This is a genomic window from Colwellia sp. PAMC 20917, from assembly GCF_001767295.1.
Classification (GTDB): Bacteria; Pseudomonadota; Gammaproteobacteria; order Enterobacterales; family Alteromonadaceae; genus Colwellia_A.
The window spans coordinates 517,547-535,345 of the sequence record NZ_CP014944.1; the positions used below are offsets into that span (position 1 = coordinate 517,547).

Genomic DNA, 17,799 nt, shown 5'->3' on the forward strand with positions numbered 1-17,799 from the left:
ATTTATTACGTATACAAGATGTCAACGCACTGACGAACACGATTAGCTGCTAAAGATTTTTGTCATTAATAATCGATAAATTAACATATAAATCCCCGCTGCGATAACACTGAGCGACAATGCTATTGCAGCAAATAAGTCGGGTGCTTTCATTAGGCTACTCATTAGTGACTCTTGATAATAAAAAAACCATTGATGATTATCAGGAAAGACCACCGTATGCAGATAGTAAAAGACATCGGTAAAACCAAACAGTGAAAACACAGCTATAAATAAAACAGTGGGAATAATTACCGCCATATAGCGCTCTTTTTTAGCTGGCTTTGGCTGTTTGAAACGAGATACGCCAGCAATCGTAATCAGTAGTAATAAGACATTAATCACTGATATCGTACGTAATTGGTTAATTAAAACACTGACATCTTGTAAATGTACGACCTCAGGTTTGGTCAGTAAAGCGCGACGCTGGTTATCGTTATTGAGATAACTTAACCTTGCCAGACCCTCGCCGTTATTATGAATTTCATCAACTATTTCACCAAAGCTTTGTAAATGTTGCTCGCGGCTTGTCTGGGCAAAGTCCTGTTTACCTTGTGTATTCTGTGGTGCATAAGTTTTTATCGTTTGTTCAATATTTAATGGTGAGTACCAAAACTTATAAAAAAAATTAACACTTTTATTGACTTGCCAACTTAGCCCTAGCGAAAAAAGTAATAAAAAACAACAACAACATAGCCATAAGAAGGTCGCTGCGTGGCGTCTATTTAGTGGTAAAATGCGGTTCATTAAAATTCAAACTCAATAGCCGCGCGCAAAATATGATCTTTGCTTTCGCCATTCAGTCCAGTGATGAAGGCGAGTTCCCATTTCAACTGTTTTTGTCGATCAAAGCGTTGAATTCCCATGAAAGCTGGACCAATACCGACATAATCTTCACCTGAATATAACTCAATTGCGGGTTGAAATTGCGGTAGCCAGCGATAACGATACTGAGCGCGAAACTCCATTTCTATTTCATTTTTGATGTCATTGCCCCACTCGTAAATCAAAAATGCATTAATACTTAAACTGGTCCGCCCTATTTCTTTCTCAAACAACAAGCCTGAAGTCACTTCCCAACTGTCTTTATCATGTTCTTTTTCAAATTCAAAAAGCATGCCCCAATCAGCCCAATACTGACCTTGCTCCGTTAGCATCCAACGGGTTTCTATCTCGTAAGCAGATAAACCAAAATTTCCATCGCTATCGCGTTCGCCAACGATATAAAGTTCTACCATCAGATTGTCAAGTACAGACTGCCCGTAAGCAAAGCGCTGCGCTAAGTCATTGGTCTTTTCCGTTTGGTGAGACAGTAAACGCCATTCAACTTCTTTTTCATTGGGTAACACGTACGGATGATACACTTTATCAACCACTACCCCATCAGCAAAAGCAAGAACGCTGTAAAGGTTGTACAAGAGTAACGTTAAAACATAAAATATTTTTTTCATGATACAACCTGCTTAAAGAGAGGGATCCGCCAAGGTTTATGAGGAAACTGACACCAATAAAGTGCGATAAATAAAGCGCCAAAGTAAAGTCCAATTTGTAATAGCGTTGGGCTTGCATCGTAACCAAATAAAGCTTTCAAAAAATGTCCTAATTCAGACTTTTCTCTAACAATAAAATTAACATCAAAAATCATACGACTACTGGGTAAAAAATCAATTTGTAGTAATAAATCGCTGGTTTTATTAAATAATCCACAAGCAAATAAAATAAAAATAACTTCTGTGCTTCGACCATACAAACGTTCATTGAGAAACAAGCAAAAAAAGTACAATAGTATACTGATACTAATACAAATTCCTGTACCTAAAACAACGCCAATAAAAAGTGAATTAACCATATCGGTTTGCGACCAATATCCAATAAAGTAAATGAGGAAGTTAGTACCTTGTAGCATAATAACGAACGCGAGTATTACGCCAGCATACCAAGATAGCTGACTGTTATTGGCGGTGCTAACGCTGATATGTGAACGATGAATAAAATGTAAAATGAGAATGTAAACAAGAATATGTATACTCGCATAGAACCATTCAAGCCCGGTATCATCAAACATTTGGCTGATCACATCGATATAAATCCAAAGCAATAACATAAACAAAATACCCAATAGCGCACCACTTATAAGGGTAAGACCACAGAGTTGAAACTTATTTTTAATCGATAACAACAAGGCTAACACCATAAAAATAACTAAACTGTTACTCAAAAACAAAAGCACGGTATTAATTAACATTAAGCACCTCCTATTATGTTTTGAACAGTAGCGTTAATTGCTTTTTTGCGCTCAGGCAACGGGGTAACGATAATGGTCCCTTTGGCACTATTAGGATTAAACTCACCAAAAAAGTTATATTTACCCTCGGGTAATGGGCCAATAAAAATAACCGCTCTTTTATGGGGGAAAATAACTTTTTCTCGATTTAAATCAAAACTGTCAAACTCTTCAGGGGTTGAATCTCGATTATAAATAACAAGTTTAACTTTTTTGTTTGGTGGAATTTTTATAACCGATGGAAAAAACAAATGATCTTTCAATTCTACGACATACTCAGCTCGTTCAGCCCAGACACTTGGGCTAAAGATTAAAGAGATAAAGAGGCTAATAATGCTGGTTTTTTTCATAAAAATAGCAGGTGCTTTCACTTATTATCCTCCCATTCTTGTTCAAACTGATGTAAATGTAAGTCAATCGCTTGAGTCTTTTGTGGAAACGTAACTGACACGCTAAGGCCACCTAATTTCGTCGATTTTGCTAAAATAATACTCGCATGATGTAATTTAACAATATGCTGAACAATCGCTAAACCTAAGCCACATCCTACCACAGTAGAGTGATGGCTATCTCCACCCACACGATAAAAACGATCGAAAACTCGCTGGTATTCGCTGGAGTCAATACCGGGGCCAGAATCTTCAACAGTCAGGGTAAAACTGTCTTCATCAATCAACGTTCTTACCAAAATATGTCCGCCTTTAGGAGTATATTTACAGGCATTACCAATTAAATTTTTCACTAAGGTCAATAAAGCAAATTCATTAGCATAAATAATTGTGGCTTCACTTTCTAACGAAATATCATGCTGATGCTGCAATATTTCAGGGTATAAGTCGCTGATCACTTGTTGCAACAATCCTTGTAATTCAAGCTTAGTGACTGCCATGGTGAGTTGATCAGGATTAGTACGATTTAATGTTAATATTTGATCGACAACATGAGCCATTCGGTCAACACTTTGACCCAATTGCATTAACGAAGCCTGCCCGGTGCTGTCAAGGTTTTCACTTTGGGTTATTTGTAAATTGTGAACATTAATTTTGAGCACACTTAACGGCGTTCTTAATTCATGAGCGGCGTCAGAAGCAAAATAACGTTCCCTTGAAAATGCCGCCGATAAGCGCTCAAATAACAGATTTAGTGTCTGAATAACCGGTTGTAGCTCTTTTGTTGATGTCTCACTTGAAAGCTGTGATAAATCATTGATTTTCTTTTCTGACAATTCTCGGCGCAAAACAGTTAACGGTTTTAATCCTTGACGAATCGCCATAAAAATAAATAAGGCAATCAAGGGGATAACTAAAACAATAGGAGTCACAGCAGACAATATAACTTGTTCAGCCAGTGAAAATCTTTGTTCAAGCGGTTGAGCAACCAGCACTGTTAATTGACTTCTTGGGGTTTGTTCGTTTGCTGATGTTTCTATATAGACTCGCCAACGCTGTCCAATAAAATTAAGGTCGGTAAACCCTGCAGGTAGATCAGTAATTAACTGTTCTGGAGCATTATCTGTGCGTAATAATAAAGTATTATTGCTAAAGACTTGATAAGCAATATGGTTAGAAGGGACCACTGTTGCTGCACTTAATCTATTTTCCTCACTCTTATCAGAAAGAGTAGCAGAGGTCGCTAACAAGGTTTTACCGACAATAACTAATTGCTCATCAAATAGACTAGTTGCTTGTTCCATACTGGCTTTATAGCCCTGTATGGCAGCAAAAAATGTCATCAAAGTGATGATTGATAGTAAAACAAGCACTAAGTAGCGACGAATCGACATTAAGTTTTATTAACCGTATAACCAACGCCTCTGACTGTTTTTATAAATTGTTCAGGCAATTTTTTTCTTAAGTTGTGTATATGTACCTCAACAGCATTACTGGCGACTTCTTCTCCCCATTCATATAAACGCGATTCAATTTGTTCTCGAGATTGGATTCGACCGGCATTTTCCATCAATGCTTTTAATACCATGTACTCTTTTTTTGACGTTTTTAATTCTTCATCTTTAATAAGGATTTTATGCGCTGCAGTATCAATTGCCACGTCTGAGCAAATAATCAATGCCGACTTTGCCGTGCCTAAACGCCGTTCAATGACACGAAGGCGCGCTAACAATTCGCTAATTTCAAAAGGCTTTACCAGGTAATCATCTGCACCAAAGTCTAAGCCTTTAACTTTATCTTCAAGAGAATCTCTTGCAGTTAAAATAATAACAGGAATACCTAGCTTACGATCACGAGTGCGTTTAAGCACTGCCAATCCATCAATATCAGGTAAACCCAGATCAAGAATAACTAAGTCTTGATCTGGCACAGACAATGCTAAAATTGCCGCCTTACCATTATCAACATGATTAACAACGAAGCCTTCATGACGAAGTGACTGCTGTAATCCCAAAGCCAAGGGTATGTCGTCTTCAACTAACAATATACGCATGATTTTCCTATAACAATTTAAAATGACTATTGATGATTTTTATATTATCTAGCCTTTTCTAAACCAGCTTATGAATACTTTACGGTCGAAAACTATCAACAGTGAACAGAAGACTAACCATGCCATAGTTGTGAACGACTCAAGGTGTTTTATCTCACCACTATTGTCGGTTATTACAGAAATATTCGCCATAAAATAATGAAGGTTAATAGCGTTTATTCACAAAATCACCTGTTTATTCATAGGGAGGTATTTACCTTGAATATTTGGCTAATGAAAATAACAAACTTTTATTAAGGAAAGCTTAAGCGTTAACAATGGTCTGTCGCTAAAATACCCAAGCACAGCATTGGGCCAATCAATAGTGCGGGTATCTTCAATACTGTTGGCACTACTTTCGTGCATTTACTGACGTTTATTGCATTAGATCCTTCAGTAGGATCAATTAATATTAATTATAAAAAGTGCTTGAATAAACACCAAAAACGATATACTGTACACATATACAGTATATCGAGGTTTTAAGAATGAATTCAATAAATCACATTAATACCAACGCTTTAGCGTTAGAAACTACAAATGTGGCTATCACAAAACACAATTGGTGTGATGTTAGAAGTATTGCTAATACCATTGAACTATCTCAGCAGTATACTGAAATTTTCAAAAATCATGATTTAGATAACAAATGGATCCTGATGATAAACCCTGAAGAGAAGCCACTTCAGCAATTGTCTGATCAAGGAAAAATAGACCCTAAAAAAATCTTAAAAGTTAATCTTCATCACCGTAATATCTCACTAAATACCATTAAAGATGCTTTAGAAAAAGGTCACTGTTCGGCTGTTATTTTGTGTAATGCCACCTTAGATAAATCACAATTAAACCAACTCACTCAATTCGCAGAAAAAGGACAAACTCAATGCATTATTTTAACCAAGCAAACTCAAAAACGTTTAAACCAGCAACGACTAAAAAATTACGTCACTCTTTCGGATTCTTCTTTATTGTTACATTAATTGAGTTTGAAGCGATTTTGCCGTTATTAAAACAGAAAATAAAATTTTGCTCTGCTAAAATAGATCAACTACTTTTCTAAAATAATGTCGACTTTATGCAATGCCCATGTGGTTCAAATATTAGTTTTCAGCAATGCTGCTGCTTATTAATAAACCAAGAGACCTGTGCACAATCACCAGAGCAATTGATGCGCTCTCGCTATAGCGCCTATGCAACAGAGGCAGCTGATTATATTTATCAGACTTATGCTCAAGCTAGCAGAGCTTTACAATCAATCGCTGATATATCAGCATGGGCCAAAGAAACCAAATGGTTAAAACTAACCATTAATGCTGCCAGTGATTATACCGAGCTTGATGATCAAAATGCTGTAAACGCTGACAATGAAGAGCAACACTTACCAACGGTTTGCTTTTCGGCTTACTACCAACATCAAGGTGAGTATTTTCTGATGAAGGAAACATCACGCTTTGTTGTGGAAAAGGGGCAATGGCGATATTTAGATGGTGAGGTCAGTAACAATGAAGCGCTGATAGCGCCAAAAAGAAACCAAGCTTGCTTTTGCGATAGTAATAAAAAATTTAAACAATGTTGTGGCCGGTAAATTCGACAATTAACAATCAAGTTTTCCCAAAAGAAACCAGCGAGGCTTTTATCATAGCAATAAAAATTTAGACAATTCTGTGTTTGGTAAACTCAACAATTAACAATCATATCTCCTGCAAAATAAACCAGCGAGGCTTTTGTCATCGTAATAAAAAATGTAGACAATGCTGTAGCCAGTTAACTCAACAATTAACAATCAAGTCTCCTGTAAAGGAAACCAGCGAGGCTTTTGTCATCGTAATAAAAAATGTAGACAATGCTGTAGCCAGCTAACTCAACAATTAACAATCAAGTTTAAACAATGATCAGGCCAGTAAACTGAAAAAGTTAACCTTATGCTATAGCATCAAGTAACGGCGCTTTAACGATAGTGTTATGCACGGCGTTAAGCCAACCTTTAGTATCAAATGCTAACCTTGAACTGTCGATTTCTTGTAGCGTATTATTCTTTTGTTGATTAAATTTTTTCTGGCAATACAGCGAGGTATTATTTAATACTTCTTGTCTGATATGCTTTTTATCATCTCGAAAAGCAAGCGGTTTAGGCAACAAAGCATTTGATAAACGTAATTCTGCTAGGTTATTCTGCTGAATAAGTTCTGCTTGATCAAATATTGCCGTGCTGTGATTTTCATTCAGCGATAAAGGTGCTTTATCAGGAAGGTCAAACGCTTTACGTAAGCTTGCATCATTAGTCGTTTTAGTATCAACGACAGTTTTTGGCAAAGAAAATTGACTATGGCTAGGTACGTCATCACTTAACATTGCCAATAAGAGTGAAAAGTCAGCTCGTCGAGCACTGTGCACACTTACATTAAGTTGTTCACCTAATTGTAATTCGTGTACCAGAATTTGACTGTCAACTGACTCTGTAAGCAATGTACTTCAACTTTATTATTTTCTCTAAAGCTTATATCGGCAATCCTTTAATTTAGTTGAGTTTAATTTTTATTTATTTACACATTTACCTATCTATTAAAAAGTTGAAGTTAATAAGTACCTAATTCACTTCACTAGCAATTAATAATAACCTTCTCTGATAACTTCTGGTAGCATGTGGAAAAAATCAATATCGAGTCTTTTATGAAAATCATTAGCTTTAACATTAACGGCCTTCGCGCGCGTTTACACCAACTTCAAGCCATCATTGATAAGCACCAGCCTGATATTATTGGCTTACAAGAAATCAAAGTTCATAATGATGCTTTTCCCGTTGAAGCTGTTGAAGCTATGGGTTATCACGTTTATTTCCATGGTCAAAAAGCACATTATGGTGTGGCTATGTTATGTAAAAAAGCAGCCAACGTTGTTAAAATGGGCTTTGCTAGCGATACTGAAGAGTCTCAAAAACGTATGGTGATGATTGAGACTACCAATGAACAAGGTGAAAAAGTAACGGTATTAAACGGTTATTTCCCGCAAGGCGATAACATCGCGCATGAAACAAAATATCCCTATAAGCGTCAATTTTATAAAGACTTGATGACCTATTTAAATGATAACCATACCCCAGATGAGCATGTTGTCATTATCGGAGATATTAATATTTCACCCGCTGATTTAGATATTGGTATTGGAGAGCCTAACCAAAAGCGTTGGTTAAAGACCGGCAAGTGTAGCTTTCAACCCGAAGAAAGAGAATGGCTTGCAACTTTAATGGCTTGGGGATTTAAAGATACGTTTAGAGAATTGCATCCAACAAAAGCGGAACGTTATTCTTGGTTTGACTATCGTTCTAAAGGTTTTGTTGATAATCGTGGTTTACGCATTGATGTTGTTTTGGCAACGCACAAGATGGCGGCAACGTGTATCGAAGCCGATATTGATTACGAACTACGTGCTATTGAAAAACCTTCAGATCACGCGCCGATTTGGTCTACTTTTAAGTAGCTGTTGAGTAAATACTATGTTCCTTGCTCAATACGTTTGCCCCATTTGTAAAAAATCATTAGTGTTAGCTAACCAAAGCTATCGTTGTCAGAACAACCATAGCTTTGATGAAGCAAAAGAAGGTTATGTAAATTTATTGCCCGTTCAACATAAACATTCAAAAGACCCTGGTGATAACAAAGCCATGGTTAACGCACGTCGTCAATTTCTAGATAAAGGCTTTTATCAACCGCTTGCTGATGAATTACAATCTCTATATCAACAATATGGTGATTTAACAAAGCCTGTATTTGATGCTGGCTGTGGTGAAGGTTTTTACACTCAACAGTATGTAAAGCCTACCAACTGTGTATATGGTGTTGATATTGCAAAAAATGCGGTTAAAAATGCCGCTAAAAAATATAAAGATTGTCAATTTAGCGTTGCCACCTTGTCACAGTTGCCTTTTAGTGAAAACTACTTTTCTTGGATCAACTCTATTTACGCACCAATTCTTGAAGAAGAATTCACTCGGGTATTAGCTATTAATGGCTATTTAGTTACAGTAACGCCGGCAAAAAATCATTTAATAGAACTAAAAGCATTAATATACCGAACAGCGCAACAACATGATATGACTAAAAGTCCTATTGAAAATTTAACATTGATTGCACAAAAAGAAGTGAACTATGAGATGAAATTTGCTGAAGGTGAAGATATTATTAACTTATTAGCAATGACCCCTTTTGCCTTTAAAACGACTGAAGCCTTACTTAACGATTTAAAAACAAGAAATAATTTCACTTGCCAAGCTGATTTTTTGATACGTCTTTATAAAAAAACGGTCAATTAACGTTTAACTCAACCGTTAAACGTTTAAAATTTAGAATTTTGTGACTGATGACTGATGTTAAGCAGTTTAGCTAAATCAATAAAACGTGGTTTGTGCAGTGATAACTTTATCGAACCACCCGCTTCGTTGACTCTAGCAACACTTTCTTTGTACCACGAGGCGAGTGCCAGCGGTAAAAACTTATCGGCTTTGACGCCAAGCATTAACAATGCCTGTAGCGGAATACTTAAAATAAATAAGCTATAAACTAACGCTTGTGGTAATAATGTCATCGATCCTAGGTAAAGTTGCATAATAAAAGAAAACAACGCAATACCCGGTAAATAGCGAAAAGCCAAACGGCAAATTTGAACAGCTTGGTACTCGGCAAAATAATTACCTAACTCTGCTCGCTGCGGCCAAAGTCGCATATACTCTCGACCTAGCTTAATTAGTTCTACTAAACTCATATTCATAAACGACACACTATAACAACGGTTATTTAAAAGATAGCACAAAGTTGTAACTAGTTTTAATCAAGTCTACCTAAAGTTAACTTCCTTAGTTCATATCAATATTTTAACGCTATATTTGGTCTATAATCATTTCAATTAACGTATTGTAATAAAACAATTAACCACCTAATAAATGAGCATTAAATAAAACCATGAAAAAAAATCTAATTTTAGTGTTAAATTGCGGTAGTTCATCCTTAAAATTTTCTTTAATTAAACCAGAAAACGGCGAAACATTACTATCAGGACTCGCTGAGCGCTTATTATCCGAACAAGCAAGTATCAAGATTAACGTTAAGGGACAAAAAAAGCACACGGCTATACCTCATCCATTTGATCATCGAACAGCGATAATGGCTTTAGTTGACAGCTTGGTTTCACAACAATTAAATTTACAAATATGTGCCATAGGCCACCGCGTTGTCCATGGTGGTGAACACTATTGTATGCCAACGTTAATTACTGATGAAGTAAAAAACACCATCAGTAACTTGTCTCAGCTTGCCCCATTACACAACCCAGCAAATTTGATGGGTATTAACGCCGCGGAAGCTGTTTTTACTGATGTGCCGCAAGTTGCCGTTTTTGACACAGCTTTTCACCAAACGATGCCAGAAAAAGCTTATATTTATGGTATTCCCTACGCTCTCTATCAAGAGCATGGTATTCGACGCTATGGTTTTCATGGTACAAGCCATTATTTTGTTGCACAACAAGCGACTAAAACCCTCGATAAAAGCATTAATGAAAGTAATTTTATCAGTGCTCACTTAGGCAATGGTTGCAGTGTTACAGCGATTAAAAATGGTAAGAGTGTCGATACTAGCTTAGGTTTAACACCGCTTGAAGGAGTGATGATGGGCACACGTAGCGGCGATGTTGATGCGGGTATTATTTTTCACCTAATCAATCAACTTGGTTATACCACAGCGCAAGTGAGCCATTTGTTACATAAAGAAAGCGGCCTATTAGGGGTTTCGGGGTTAAGCAACGATTGTCGTGAAATAGAAGAAGCTTGGTTAAAGGATAAAAATCCGCGAGCAAAGTTAGCATTAGATATATTTTGCTACCGTGTTGCAAAGTCAATTGCTTCTTTTACTGCCAGCTTAACATCAATCGATGCCTTAATATTTACCGGCGGTATTGGCGAAAATTCGACGCTAATTAGAGCCAATATAATTGACCAATTGAGCCTACTTAATTTCTTTGTTGCAACTGATAAGAATAATGCCTGCTGCTTTGGCAAGGCGGGTAATATCGGTACAGAAAACTCTCGTCCTATTTTAGTTATTCCAACAAATGAAGAGTGGGTTATTGCCGAGCAAACCTCACAACTTTTATTTAATAACAGCTCAACTAAGGAATAAAGTCATGTCACATAGAATCATGTTGATCCCAGTAGGTTTTGGCGTTGGACTTAGCAGTGTTGTGCAAGGCTTACTTCATGCGTGTCAGCAAAAAGGTATAAATGTCGGCCATTTTAAACCAATAAGTCAACCCGCTCGTCGTTTATTAGCTCACAAAAATAATACGGTTCAAAGTAAGCTCAATACTCCAAATTTAGGGACTTCGGTATCATTAGCTTATGTTGAACAACAAATGGGCGATGGCAAGCATGATATTGTTTTAGAAAAGATTGTTGGAGATTTTAATCAATTTGAAAAACAACATGATGTGGTGATTATTGAAGGACTGATACCAACGACACGCCAACCTTACGCGGGCAGAATCAACCGAGATGTTGCTCAAGCCCTGTCAGCAGATATTGTCTTGGTGGCAGCGCCCGATAACGATAGCGCTGAAGAGTTTGAGGACCGTTTAGAAGTTAGTGCGGAAACTTTTGGCGGAATAAAAAACAAACGCCTTATTGGTTGTATTATTAATAAGATTAATAGTCCCGACAAAGATGAGTATGGATTACTGCCTCGTGAAAGTGATTTTAATAGTGAGTTCGATCTTGCTACGCTAATTAATTTATCGATATTTAAAAATCGTCATTTTGACTTGTTAGGTACTGTCTTATGGGAAATGGACTTAATCGCGCCACGGGTCATGGATATTTGCAATTATCTCAATGCTGAAGTGTTAAATGCAGGTGATATGTCGCATCGCCGTATCCGCAGTATCAGTTTTTGTGCACGCAGCGTTGGCAATTTAATGAGCCATTTGCAACCAAGTCGATTAATTGTTACTCCTGGGGACCGAACCGACATTATTATCGCCACTTGTTTGTCGGCCTTAAATGGTACAAAAGTGGGGGCATTATTATTGACTAATGGCTATAAACCCAACGAACAAGTAATGACACTTTGTCAACAAGCTTTAGACGCTGGCCTACCCGTTCTTTCTGTGCCTTGGGATACTTGGCAAACGTCTCGTCATTTAATGAACTACAACCCAGAAACCCCTGCCGATGATATTCAACGTCATGAAAAAGTAAGAGAATATATCGCTGATAACTTGTCTGCGAATTGGTTACAGCAACTGTCTGAAAATGTCGCACAAAGTAGCCAAATGTCTCCACCAGCATTTAGGCATAAGCTCACGGAACTTGCTCGTAGTGCAAATAAACTGATTGTTTTACCAGAAGGCACAGATATTAGAACCATTAAGGCTGCTGCAATATGTGTTGAACGTGGCATTGCTCGTTGTCAGTTACTGGGCGATAAAGAAAGTATTTTATTGATTGCAGAGCAACAAGGTATTCAATTACCAAGAGGACTATTAATTACCGACCCCAACTTAATTCGAGACCACTACATTGCTCCTTTAGTTGAGTTGAGAAAACATAAAGGATTAACCGAAGTGGTCGCAAAACAAGAACTACAAGACAACGTGGTCTTAGCAACAATGATGTTGCAACTCGGTGAAGTGGACGGTTTAGTCTCTGGGGCTATTAATACCACTGCAAATACGATTCGCCCTGCCCTGCAATTAATTAAAACGGCTGAAGGAAGTTCATTAGTTTCATCTGTTTTCTTTATGTTATTACCTGAGCAAGTTCTAGTATATGGTGATTGTGCAATAAACCCTGAGCCCACTGCGGAACAACTCTCTGAGATAGCGATACAATCTGCCGACTCAGCAATAAAGTTTGGCATTGACCCTAAGGTAGCCATGATAAGTTACAGCACGGGCAGTTCGGGGGTTGGTGCCGATGTAGAAAAAGTAGCAAAAGCAACCAAACTCGCGCAAGCAAAACGACCTGATTTGATCATCGATGGACCGCTGCAATATGATGCCGCCATTATGGAAAATGTTGCCAAGAAAAAAGCGCCTAACAGCCCTGTTGCGGGTAAAGCCAATGTCTTCATCTTTCCTGATTTAAATACCGGTAATACCACCTACAAAGCGGTACAACGTTCTGCACACTTAGTCAGTATTGGGCCAATGTTACAAGGCATGCGAAAACCGGTTAACGACCTTTCCCGTGGTGCTTTAGTCGATGATATCGTCTATACAATTGCCTTAACAGCCATTCAGGCAAAAGTATAGTTTACTCAGCTAAAAGGTTAGTTTATTAACCTTTTAGCTTATATTTTTATTGGCTTGAGACTGCTTTTATATACAGTTGACTATTTTAATAACTATTTATAATTCAATCAATTTTTAGCCACTAGACAAAAAACAACCAGCTAAAATTAACCTTTAAAAACATAAAGATAACCATTAAAGCAATAGTTACCCACAATGATACCCACAGCTTTTGTGGATATCATTAATAACTATTGATGAGGATTTAACAGGTTAACCAGCAAGAATACATTAACTTTTCCACGTTTGATGCTGTTTTTATAAATAACAAGTTATTATTGCCATAAAATACAATAAAATCTAAATAAACATCATATTATTTATCTATTATCAAACGAGGGGGGAGTCGCGAGACAAGATCAAGTAAACTTTCGTTATCTTATTAATATCTGCTGTTTACTGCTAAAGAAAAGCATTGACGATACTTAATCTCTTTAAGATAACTATCCTTGCTTTAACAATTAGCCAGTAAACGCTATAGTGACCTTTTTCCTAATGGTCACGTTCAATGAGCACTCTTACCCTCAAATTACTTGAAGAAACGTTTGCTATTCATAGTTTAGCCAGCGATATCGAAATACCAAAAGCGGTGTTTGATGCACCAATCTTTTTTATTGCAAAAACCTATGAAGAAACATCCATTGTATTACCTCAAAGTATCAACATTGTTAGTGATGAAGTTGAAAAAGACTGGCAAGCACTTGAAGTTGTCGGCCCATTGGATTTTACGCTAACGGGTATTTTATCAAAAATATCAACAATTTTAGCCAATGAAAAAATCAGTATTTTTGCTATATCTACTTTTGATACTGATTATATTTTAGTAAAATCAAATAATGTATCTCTAGCAACCACTGCATTGATATCTAATGATTACCAAATAATTTAGTTTAAGGGATTTTCATGACCACTATTTACGGCATAAATAATTGCGATAGTACTGTAAAAGCGACAAAATGGCTTGATAAGCAAGATATTGAGTACACTTTTTTTGATTTTAAGAAACAACCATTAACGCCTGAGTTACTCAATGAATTTCTCAGCAACAGCTCTTGGGAAGTTTTACTCAATAAACGTAGTACCACTTTTAGAAACCTACCCGAAGCGATTAAGAGCAATTTAACTGATGATGTTATTTTCCAAGCAGTTTTGGCTCAACCGACCTTACTCAAAAGACCTTTAATCGCTCACAACAACGCTTTTGAAGTGGGTTTTAAAGAGCCAGTATATAAAACACTATTTTTATCATGAGTAACTTAAAGACAGAACATGACGTTATCATGTTAGCGAAAGATTTAATTGCCCGCCCGTCAGTAACCCCTGAAGATTTTGGTTGTCAAAAAATGATGTCAGAGCGTCTAGGCGTTTTGGGATTTAACAATGAAACTATGGTTTTCGAAGATACGACCAATCTCTGGTCAAGACGCGGCACGACTGAGCCAGTATTTTGCTTTGCCGGTCATACTGATGTTGTTCCTGCAGGTAACTTAGCGCTTTGGCATACTCCCCCTTTTGAGCCAACCATTATTGATGGCATGTTGTACGGGCGTGGTGCTGCAGATATGAAAGGCAGTTTAGCCGCAATGCTAATTGCTACAGCACGCTTTGTAAATGATCATCCCGACCATAAGGGCTCAATAGCTTACCTTATTACTAGTGATGAAGAAGGGCCTTTTATCAATGGCACCACGCGTGTTATCGATACCCTTGAAGCTCGTCATGAGAAAATTAACTATTGTATTGTTGGTGAGCCAACCAGCTCAGATAGGGTCGGTGATATCGTTAAAAATGGTCGCCGCGGCTCTATCTCTGGTGAACTAATCATTCACGGTAAACAAGGCCATGTTGCCTACCCTGATCATGTAAAAAACCCTATCCATTTAGCTATGCCTGCTTTAGCCGAACTTAGTCAAATGCACTGGGATAACGGTAATGCTTATTTTCCTAAAACGAGTTTTCAGTTATCAAACATCGAGTCGGGAACTGGCGCAACTAATGTTGTACCTGGCCATTTAACCGCATGGTTTAATTTACGTTTTAGTACCGAATTAAATTTTCAAAATATCATCGATAAAATTGATGCTGTCCTTATTAAACATCAATTAACCTATGAAATTAAATGGACATTTAATGGTAAGCCGTTTATTACTGAACCTGGCACTTTGCTTGACTCTGCGGTAAAAGCTATAAAGACAGTCACCAATATTGATGCTGAATTATCAACGTCTGGTGGCACTTCAGATGGCCGTTTTATTGCCCCTACAGGTGCACAAGTGATTGAACTTGGACCGTGCAATGCCACAATTCATCAAGTCAACGAGAGTGTCAGCTGTAATGATTTAATTTTACTTACTGATATTTATTATCATACACTGGTTAATGCACTCACTGACCCAACAACCACAGCTTAACTTTAATGACTGAAATATTAACTAACAGACAATTAACTGGCCACGACAATAGCCATATTACTTGGTTAGATGAGCAGACAGGAATTCATCACCAAGCGTTAACTGCATGGCAAGCTATGTCTGATGAAGCAAAGTTGGCCGGCTTTGATCTGAAAATCGCCAGTGGATATAGAAACTTCACTCGACAATTAACTATTTGGAACCGAAAGTTTTCAGGTCAGCTCGCGATTAAAGATAAGCAAGGGGCAACCCTAGATATTAATAAAATAACGGAACAAGCAATTGTTCAGGGTATTTTATACTTTTCGGCACTTCCTGGGGCAAGCCGTCATCATTGGGGATGCGACATCGATATCTATGCTAAAAATTTATTAGCTGACGATGAAAAGCTACAGTTAGAGCCATGGGAGTTTGCTGTTGGGGGGCCTTTTTATCCATTAAACCAATGGCTAACTCAACATGCTAGTCGCTTTGGCTTTTACTTTCCTTATGATAAATTTCGCGGTGGTGTCGCTGTAGAGCCTTGGCATTTATCTTATTGGCCAATAGCGCAACATGGAGAAAGGTTATTAACTGAGAACCTGCTTAATTCGGTTCTTTTAAGCTCAGATATCTTGGGGAAAGAAGAGATTCTTCAGAACCTATCAACTATTTATCAGCAATATATTCAAAATATTGGGAGTATTCACTATGGATAATTGGTTAGTCATCGTTATTATTATTGCAGCTTTCGCCTTAATAATTGGTAATTTTAGTGTTGTTCAACAAAATGCTAATACACCGTTACGAAAGCAAGGCTTAAATGATTTACAAGAAACACTGCCGCGCAGTCATAACAAAGCCCATAAAATGCCAACTATCGTCTCAGCTGAACCGATAGAGTCAAAAGAAAAAAAGCGAACTAGCTATTTAAATCGATGAAATAGCCAAACAGTCTGTTTTAAAAAAGAGTAAATATTGATAAAAATAGGCTGACTTCAACAACTACCTTTAAAATTTCAAATACCGTTAAGATGTTAAGATACACTGTAGATAATTTACTTGTAAAAAAAACGCCGCTAAAAAATTTAGCGGCGTTTTATTTTAAATAAGCACTATTAAAGCACCTTAAAAAGCATCTCTAAAAGATAAGCCTCTTTCCATGACTGGAAAAATACGCTCTAGTACTTCAACGGGTAAAGGATTACCATCAGCATCATAGATAGTTACCGAGGTTTTACCTTGTTCATCGTTAAGTACAAATTGGTACTTAGCTGGCTCAAGATCAATAACAGGGACGTCATCACCCCATATAACTGACCAAAAGCTATTTTCAGGCTTCACAAAATCAACAAAGTATATTTTCTTACTTTCATTAAGATCTGTTATCTCAAAGCCATAATCTGTAAAAAACAATGGCATATTTGACCAAAGCATTTCAATATCAATTTCAGCAATATATGCAGGCTCTGCTTGAGCGTTTTCACCAATAGTGACAAACTTTTGATTAGCTCGCATTAAACGGTTTTCACGTTGCTGCAATCGATATTTAAAATCAACCTGAGCAACAACTTCATTAAGCATTGCCATTTCTGCGCGTTGTTTGTCAATGATGTCCATTGTTTTACTTGCGCCTTTCTTGTCGGTGCGCATGTAATCAATTAATTTAACACTTAAAGCGACACTTCGACCATGAGGTTTACTTTCAAACTGGTAGGTAAAGCGCATGCTCTCACTGCTATCTACCGTTTTAAATAACCAGTAACCAGAAACGTCTTCTTCATGGTACCAAGCCGACTCAAATACGTTGTTATCATTACCGATAGCCGTTAACTCTACACCATCACTGGCGAGTTGTTCACGCAGTGCTTCAGTGATGAAGTCTTTCAAATCAGTATCTTCTAATATTTGGTCAAACCAAATTTTAGCGTTCATTGTACCTGGAACAACACGTGAAGATGAAGCGACAGGAAGAACCAATGAAGGTGCTCTGACATCAACATCTTGGCCAATTGGCCCTTTATTATTGATGGCGTCTGAGATAAAAAACTTTGCATTGACTTCAGGCTTATTCAAACCTGTCGGAACACCTATTTGTTTAGCTTCTTTGACTTTGGCGTATTCAAAATCGCCCATAGCGCTTTTGTTATTAACACTGCCACAACCTGTTACTGCAAGACTTAACAAGGAAAAATAAAATATACGACGATTCATTAACACTCCTGAGGATACAATCTGAATCTTTAAAAGTTGGTTCTTATATCGAAC

At 37.3% G+C, this 17,799-nt stretch carries 20 protein-coding genes; 11 read left to right on the top strand and 9 right to left on the bottom strand.

Annotated elements, in window-relative coordinates; genetic code table 11:
• Positions 1 to 42 precede the first annotated feature (42 nt).
• Genes A3Q34_RS02230 through A3Q34_RS02255 form a run of 6 tightly spaced genes read right to left on the bottom strand, consistent with a single transcriptional unit; the run spans position 43 to position 4,765 of the window.
• Entirely contained in the window at positions 43 to 786 is a 744-nt protein-coding gene (locus A3Q34_RS02230) for a lipoprotein intramolecular transacylase Lit (RefSeq protein WP_070373863.1), read from the bottom strand.
• Positions 786 to 1,490, bottom strand: coding sequence for a hypothetical protein (locus tag A3Q34_RS02235; RefSeq protein WP_070373864.1), 705 nt, complete (start codon positions 1,488 to 1,490; stop codon positions 786 to 788). Before A3Q34_RS02235 ends, A3Q34_RS02230 begins: the two co-directional genes overlap by 1 nt.
• A complete protein-coding gene (locus tag A3Q34_RS02240) occupies positions 1,487 to 2,284 on the bottom strand; it encodes a hypothetical protein (protein ID WP_070373865.1) in 798 nt (265 codons plus the stop codon). The genes A3Q34_RS02235 and A3Q34_RS02240 overlap by 4 nt, the downstream gene beginning before the upstream one ends.
• On the bottom strand, positions 2,284 to 2,673 hold the full coding sequence (locus A3Q34_RS02245; protein ID WP_070376975.1) for a cupredoxin domain-containing protein: 390 nt from the start codon (positions 2,671 to 2,673) through the stop codon (positions 2,284 to 2,286). The genes A3Q34_RS02240 and A3Q34_RS02245 overlap by 1 nt, the downstream gene beginning before the upstream one ends.
• 17 nt (positions 2,674 to 2,690) lie before the next feature.
• The gene (locus tag A3Q34_RS02250) at positions 2,691 to 4,106 is read right to left on the bottom strand and encodes an ATP-binding protein (RefSeq protein WP_070373866.1); all 1,416 of its coding nucleotides are present in this window, start codon (positions 4,104 to 4,106) and stop codon (positions 2,691 to 2,693) included.
• Positions 4,106 to 4,765 (bottom strand): response regulator, encoded by a 660-nt coding sequence (locus tag A3Q34_RS02255; RefSeq protein WP_070373867.1) that lies wholly within the window; start codon positions 4,763 to 4,765, stop codon positions 4,106 to 4,108. The genes A3Q34_RS02250 and A3Q34_RS02255 overlap by 1 nt, the downstream gene beginning before the upstream one ends.
• A 527-nt stretch (positions 4,766 to 5,292) precedes the next feature.
• Between A3Q34_RS02255 and A3Q34_RS02260 the strand changes: the two genes are divergently transcribed.
• Together A3Q34_RS02260 and A3Q34_RS02265 are read left to right on the top strand one after the other, a co-directional pair.
• Positions 5,293 to 5,784 carry a hypothetical protein gene (locus A3Q34_RS02260; RefSeq protein WP_070373868.1) on the top strand — a complete coding sequence of 164 codons (492 nt, stop codon included), beginning with the start codon at positions 5,293 to 5,295 and terminating at the stop codon, positions 5,782 to 5,784.
• Positions 5,785 to 5,879: 95 nt separating this feature from the next.
• Positions 5,880 to 6,389, top strand: a complete 510-nt coding sequence (locus A3Q34_RS02265; RefSeq protein ID WP_070373869.1) for a YchJ family protein — start codon at positions 5,880 to 5,882, stop codon at positions 6,387 to 6,389.
• Between the two features lie 335 nt (positions 6,390 to 6,724).
• Here A3Q34_RS02265 and A3Q34_RS02270 read toward each other — a convergent pair whose 3' ends face one another.
• Entirely contained in the window at positions 6,725 to 7,270 is a 546-nt protein-coding gene (locus tag A3Q34_RS02270; protein ID WP_070373870.1) for a VC2046/SO_2500 family protein, read from the bottom strand.
• Between the two features lie 204 nt (positions 7,271 to 7,474).
• On the opposite strand from A3Q34_RS02270, the gene xthA reads away from it, so the two are divergent.
• Positions 7,475 to 8,281 (top strand): exodeoxyribonuclease III, encoded by an 807-nt coding sequence (gene xthA / locus A3Q34_RS02275; RefSeq protein WP_070373871.1) that lies wholly within the window; start codon positions 7,475 to 7,477, stop codon positions 8,279 to 8,281.
• Between the two features lie 16 nt (positions 8,282 to 8,297).
• Entirely contained in the window at positions 8,298 to 9,113 is an 816-nt protein-coding gene (gene rlmA, locus A3Q34_RS02280; protein WP_070373872.1) for a 23S rRNA (guanine(745)-N(1))-methyltransferase, read from the top strand.
• Positions 9,114 to 9,136: 23 nt separating this feature from the next.
• Here rlmA and yfbV read toward each other — a convergent pair whose 3' ends face one another.
• Positions 9,137 to 9,568: a terminus macrodomain insulation protein YfbV gene (gene yfbV / locus A3Q34_RS02285; RefSeq protein WP_070373873.1), complete on the bottom strand. Its 432-nt coding sequence runs from the start codon at positions 9,566 to 9,568 to the stop codon at positions 9,137 to 9,139.
• 191 nt (positions 9,569 to 9,759) lie between these two features.
• Here yfbV and A3Q34_RS02290 point away from each other — a divergent pair, with 191 nt between their 5' ends.
• From A3Q34_RS02290 to A3Q34_RS02320, 7 genes are all read left to right on the top strand, one after another.
• A complete protein-coding gene (locus A3Q34_RS02290; RefSeq protein WP_070373874.1) occupies positions 9,760 to 10,974 on the top strand; it encodes an acetate kinase in 1,215 nt (404 codons plus the stop codon).
• A 4-nt stretch (positions 10,975 to 10,978) separates the two neighbouring features.
• A complete protein-coding gene (gene pta, locus A3Q34_RS02295; protein WP_070373875.1) occupies positions 10,979 to 13,102 on the top strand; it encodes a phosphate acetyltransferase in 2,124 nt (707 codons plus the stop codon).
• Positions 13,103 to 13,649: 547 nt separating this feature from the next.
• Complete coding sequence (locus A3Q34_RS02300; protein WP_070373876.1) at positions 13,650 to 14,030, top strand: ACT domain-containing protein; 381 nt, start codon at positions 13,650 to 13,652, stop codon at positions 14,028 to 14,030.
• Between the two features lie 14 nt (positions 14,031 to 14,044).
• Positions 14,045 to 14,392, top strand: coding sequence for a Spx/MgsR family RNA polymerase-binding regulatory protein (locus A3Q34_RS02305; RefSeq protein WP_070373877.1), 348 nt, complete (start codon positions 14,045 to 14,047; stop codon positions 14,390 to 14,392).
• Positions 14,389 to 15,552 (top strand): succinyl-diaminopimelate desuccinylase, encoded by a 1,164-nt coding sequence (gene dapE, locus A3Q34_RS02310; RefSeq protein ID WP_070373878.1) that lies wholly within the window; start codon positions 14,389 to 14,391, stop codon positions 15,550 to 15,552. Before A3Q34_RS02305 ends, dapE begins: the two co-directional genes overlap by 4 nt.
• 5 nt (positions 15,553 to 15,557) lie before the next feature.
• Positions 15,558 to 16,250: a M15 family metallopeptidase gene (locus tag A3Q34_RS02315; RefSeq protein WP_070373879.1), complete on the top strand. Its 693-nt coding sequence runs from the start codon at positions 15,558 to 15,560 to the stop codon at positions 16,248 to 16,250.
• A complete protein-coding gene (locus A3Q34_RS02320) occupies positions 16,243 to 16,473 on the top strand; it encodes a hypothetical protein (RefSeq protein WP_070373880.1) in 231 nt (76 codons plus the stop codon). Before A3Q34_RS02315 ends, A3Q34_RS02320 begins: the two co-directional genes overlap by 8 nt.
• A 186-nt stretch (positions 16,474 to 16,659) precedes the next feature.
• On the opposite strand, the gene bamC is transcribed toward A3Q34_RS02320, so the two are convergent.
• On the bottom strand, positions 16,660 to 17,745 hold the full coding sequence (bamC, locus tag A3Q34_RS02325; RefSeq protein WP_070373881.1) for an outer membrane protein assembly factor BamC: 1,086 nt from the start codon (positions 17,743 to 17,745) through the stop codon (positions 16,660 to 16,662).
• Positions 17,746 to 17,799: the final 54 nt, after the last annotated feature.

Coding starts and splice junctions, on each gene's coding strand:
- A3Q34_RS02230 (WP_070373863.1), bottom strand. CDS start 786: ATGAACCGCATTTTACCACTAAATAGACGCCACGCAGCGACCTTCTTA.
- A3Q34_RS02235 (WP_070373864.1), bottom strand. CDS start 1,490: ATGAAAAAAATATTTTATGTTTTAACGTTACTCTTGTACAACCTTTAC.
- A3Q34_RS02240 (WP_070373865.1), bottom strand. CDS start 2,284: ATGTTAATTAATACCGTGCTTTTGTTTTTGAGTAACAGTTTAGTTATT.
- A3Q34_RS02245 (WP_070376975.1), bottom strand. CDS start 2,673: ATGAAAAAAACCAGCATTATTAGCCTCTTTATCTCTTTAATCTTTAGC.
- A3Q34_RS02250 (WP_070373866.1), bottom strand. CDS start 4,106: ATGTCGATTCGTCGCTACTTAGTGCTTGTTTTACTATCAATCATCACT.
- A3Q34_RS02255 (WP_070373867.1), bottom strand. CDS start 4,765: ATGCGTATATTGTTAGTTGAAGACGACATACCCTTGGCTTTGGGATTA.
- A3Q34_RS02260 (WP_070373868.1), top strand. CDS start 5,293: ATGAATTCAATAAATCACATTAATACCAACGCTTTAGCGTTAGAAACT.
- A3Q34_RS02265 (WP_070373869.1), top strand. CDS start 5,880: ATGCAATGCCCATGTGGTTCAAATATTAGTTTTCAGCAATGCTGCTGC.
- xthA (WP_070373871.1), top strand. CDS start 7,475: ATGAAAATCATTAGCTTTAACATTAACGGCCTTCGCGCGCGTTTACAC.
- rlmA (WP_070373872.1), top strand. CDS start 8,298: ATGTTCCTTGCTCAATACGTTTGCCCCATTTGTAAAAAATCATTAGTG.
- yfbV (WP_070373873.1), bottom strand. CDS start 9,568: ATGAATATGAGTTTAGTAGAACTAATTAAGCTAGGTCGAGAGTATATG.
- A3Q34_RS02290 (WP_070373874.1), top strand. CDS start 9,760: ATGAAAAAAAATCTAATTTTAGTGTTAAATTGCGGTAGTTCATCCTTA.
- pta (WP_070373875.1), top strand. CDS start 10,979: ATGTCACATAGAATCATGTTGATCCCAGTAGGTTTTGGCGTTGGACTT.
- A3Q34_RS02300 (WP_070373876.1), top strand. CDS start 13,650: ATGAGCACTCTTACCCTCAAATTACTTGAAGAAACGTTTGCTATTCAT.
- A3Q34_RS02305 (WP_070373877.1), top strand. CDS start 14,045: ATGACCACTATTTACGGCATAAATAATTGCGATAGTACTGTAAAAGCG.
- dapE (WP_070373878.1), top strand. CDS start 14,389: ATGAGTAACTTAAAGACAGAACATGACGTTATCATGTTAGCGAAAGAT.
- A3Q34_RS02315 (WP_070373879.1), top strand. CDS start 15,558: ATGACTGAAATATTAACTAACAGACAATTAACTGGCCACGACAATAGC.
- A3Q34_RS02320 (WP_070373880.1), top strand. CDS start 16,243: ATGGATAATTGGTTAGTCATCGTTATTATTATTGCAGCTTTCGCCTTA.
- bamC (WP_070373881.1), bottom strand. CDS start 17,745: ATGAATCGTCGTATATTTTATTTTTCCTTGTTAAGTCTTGCAGTAACA.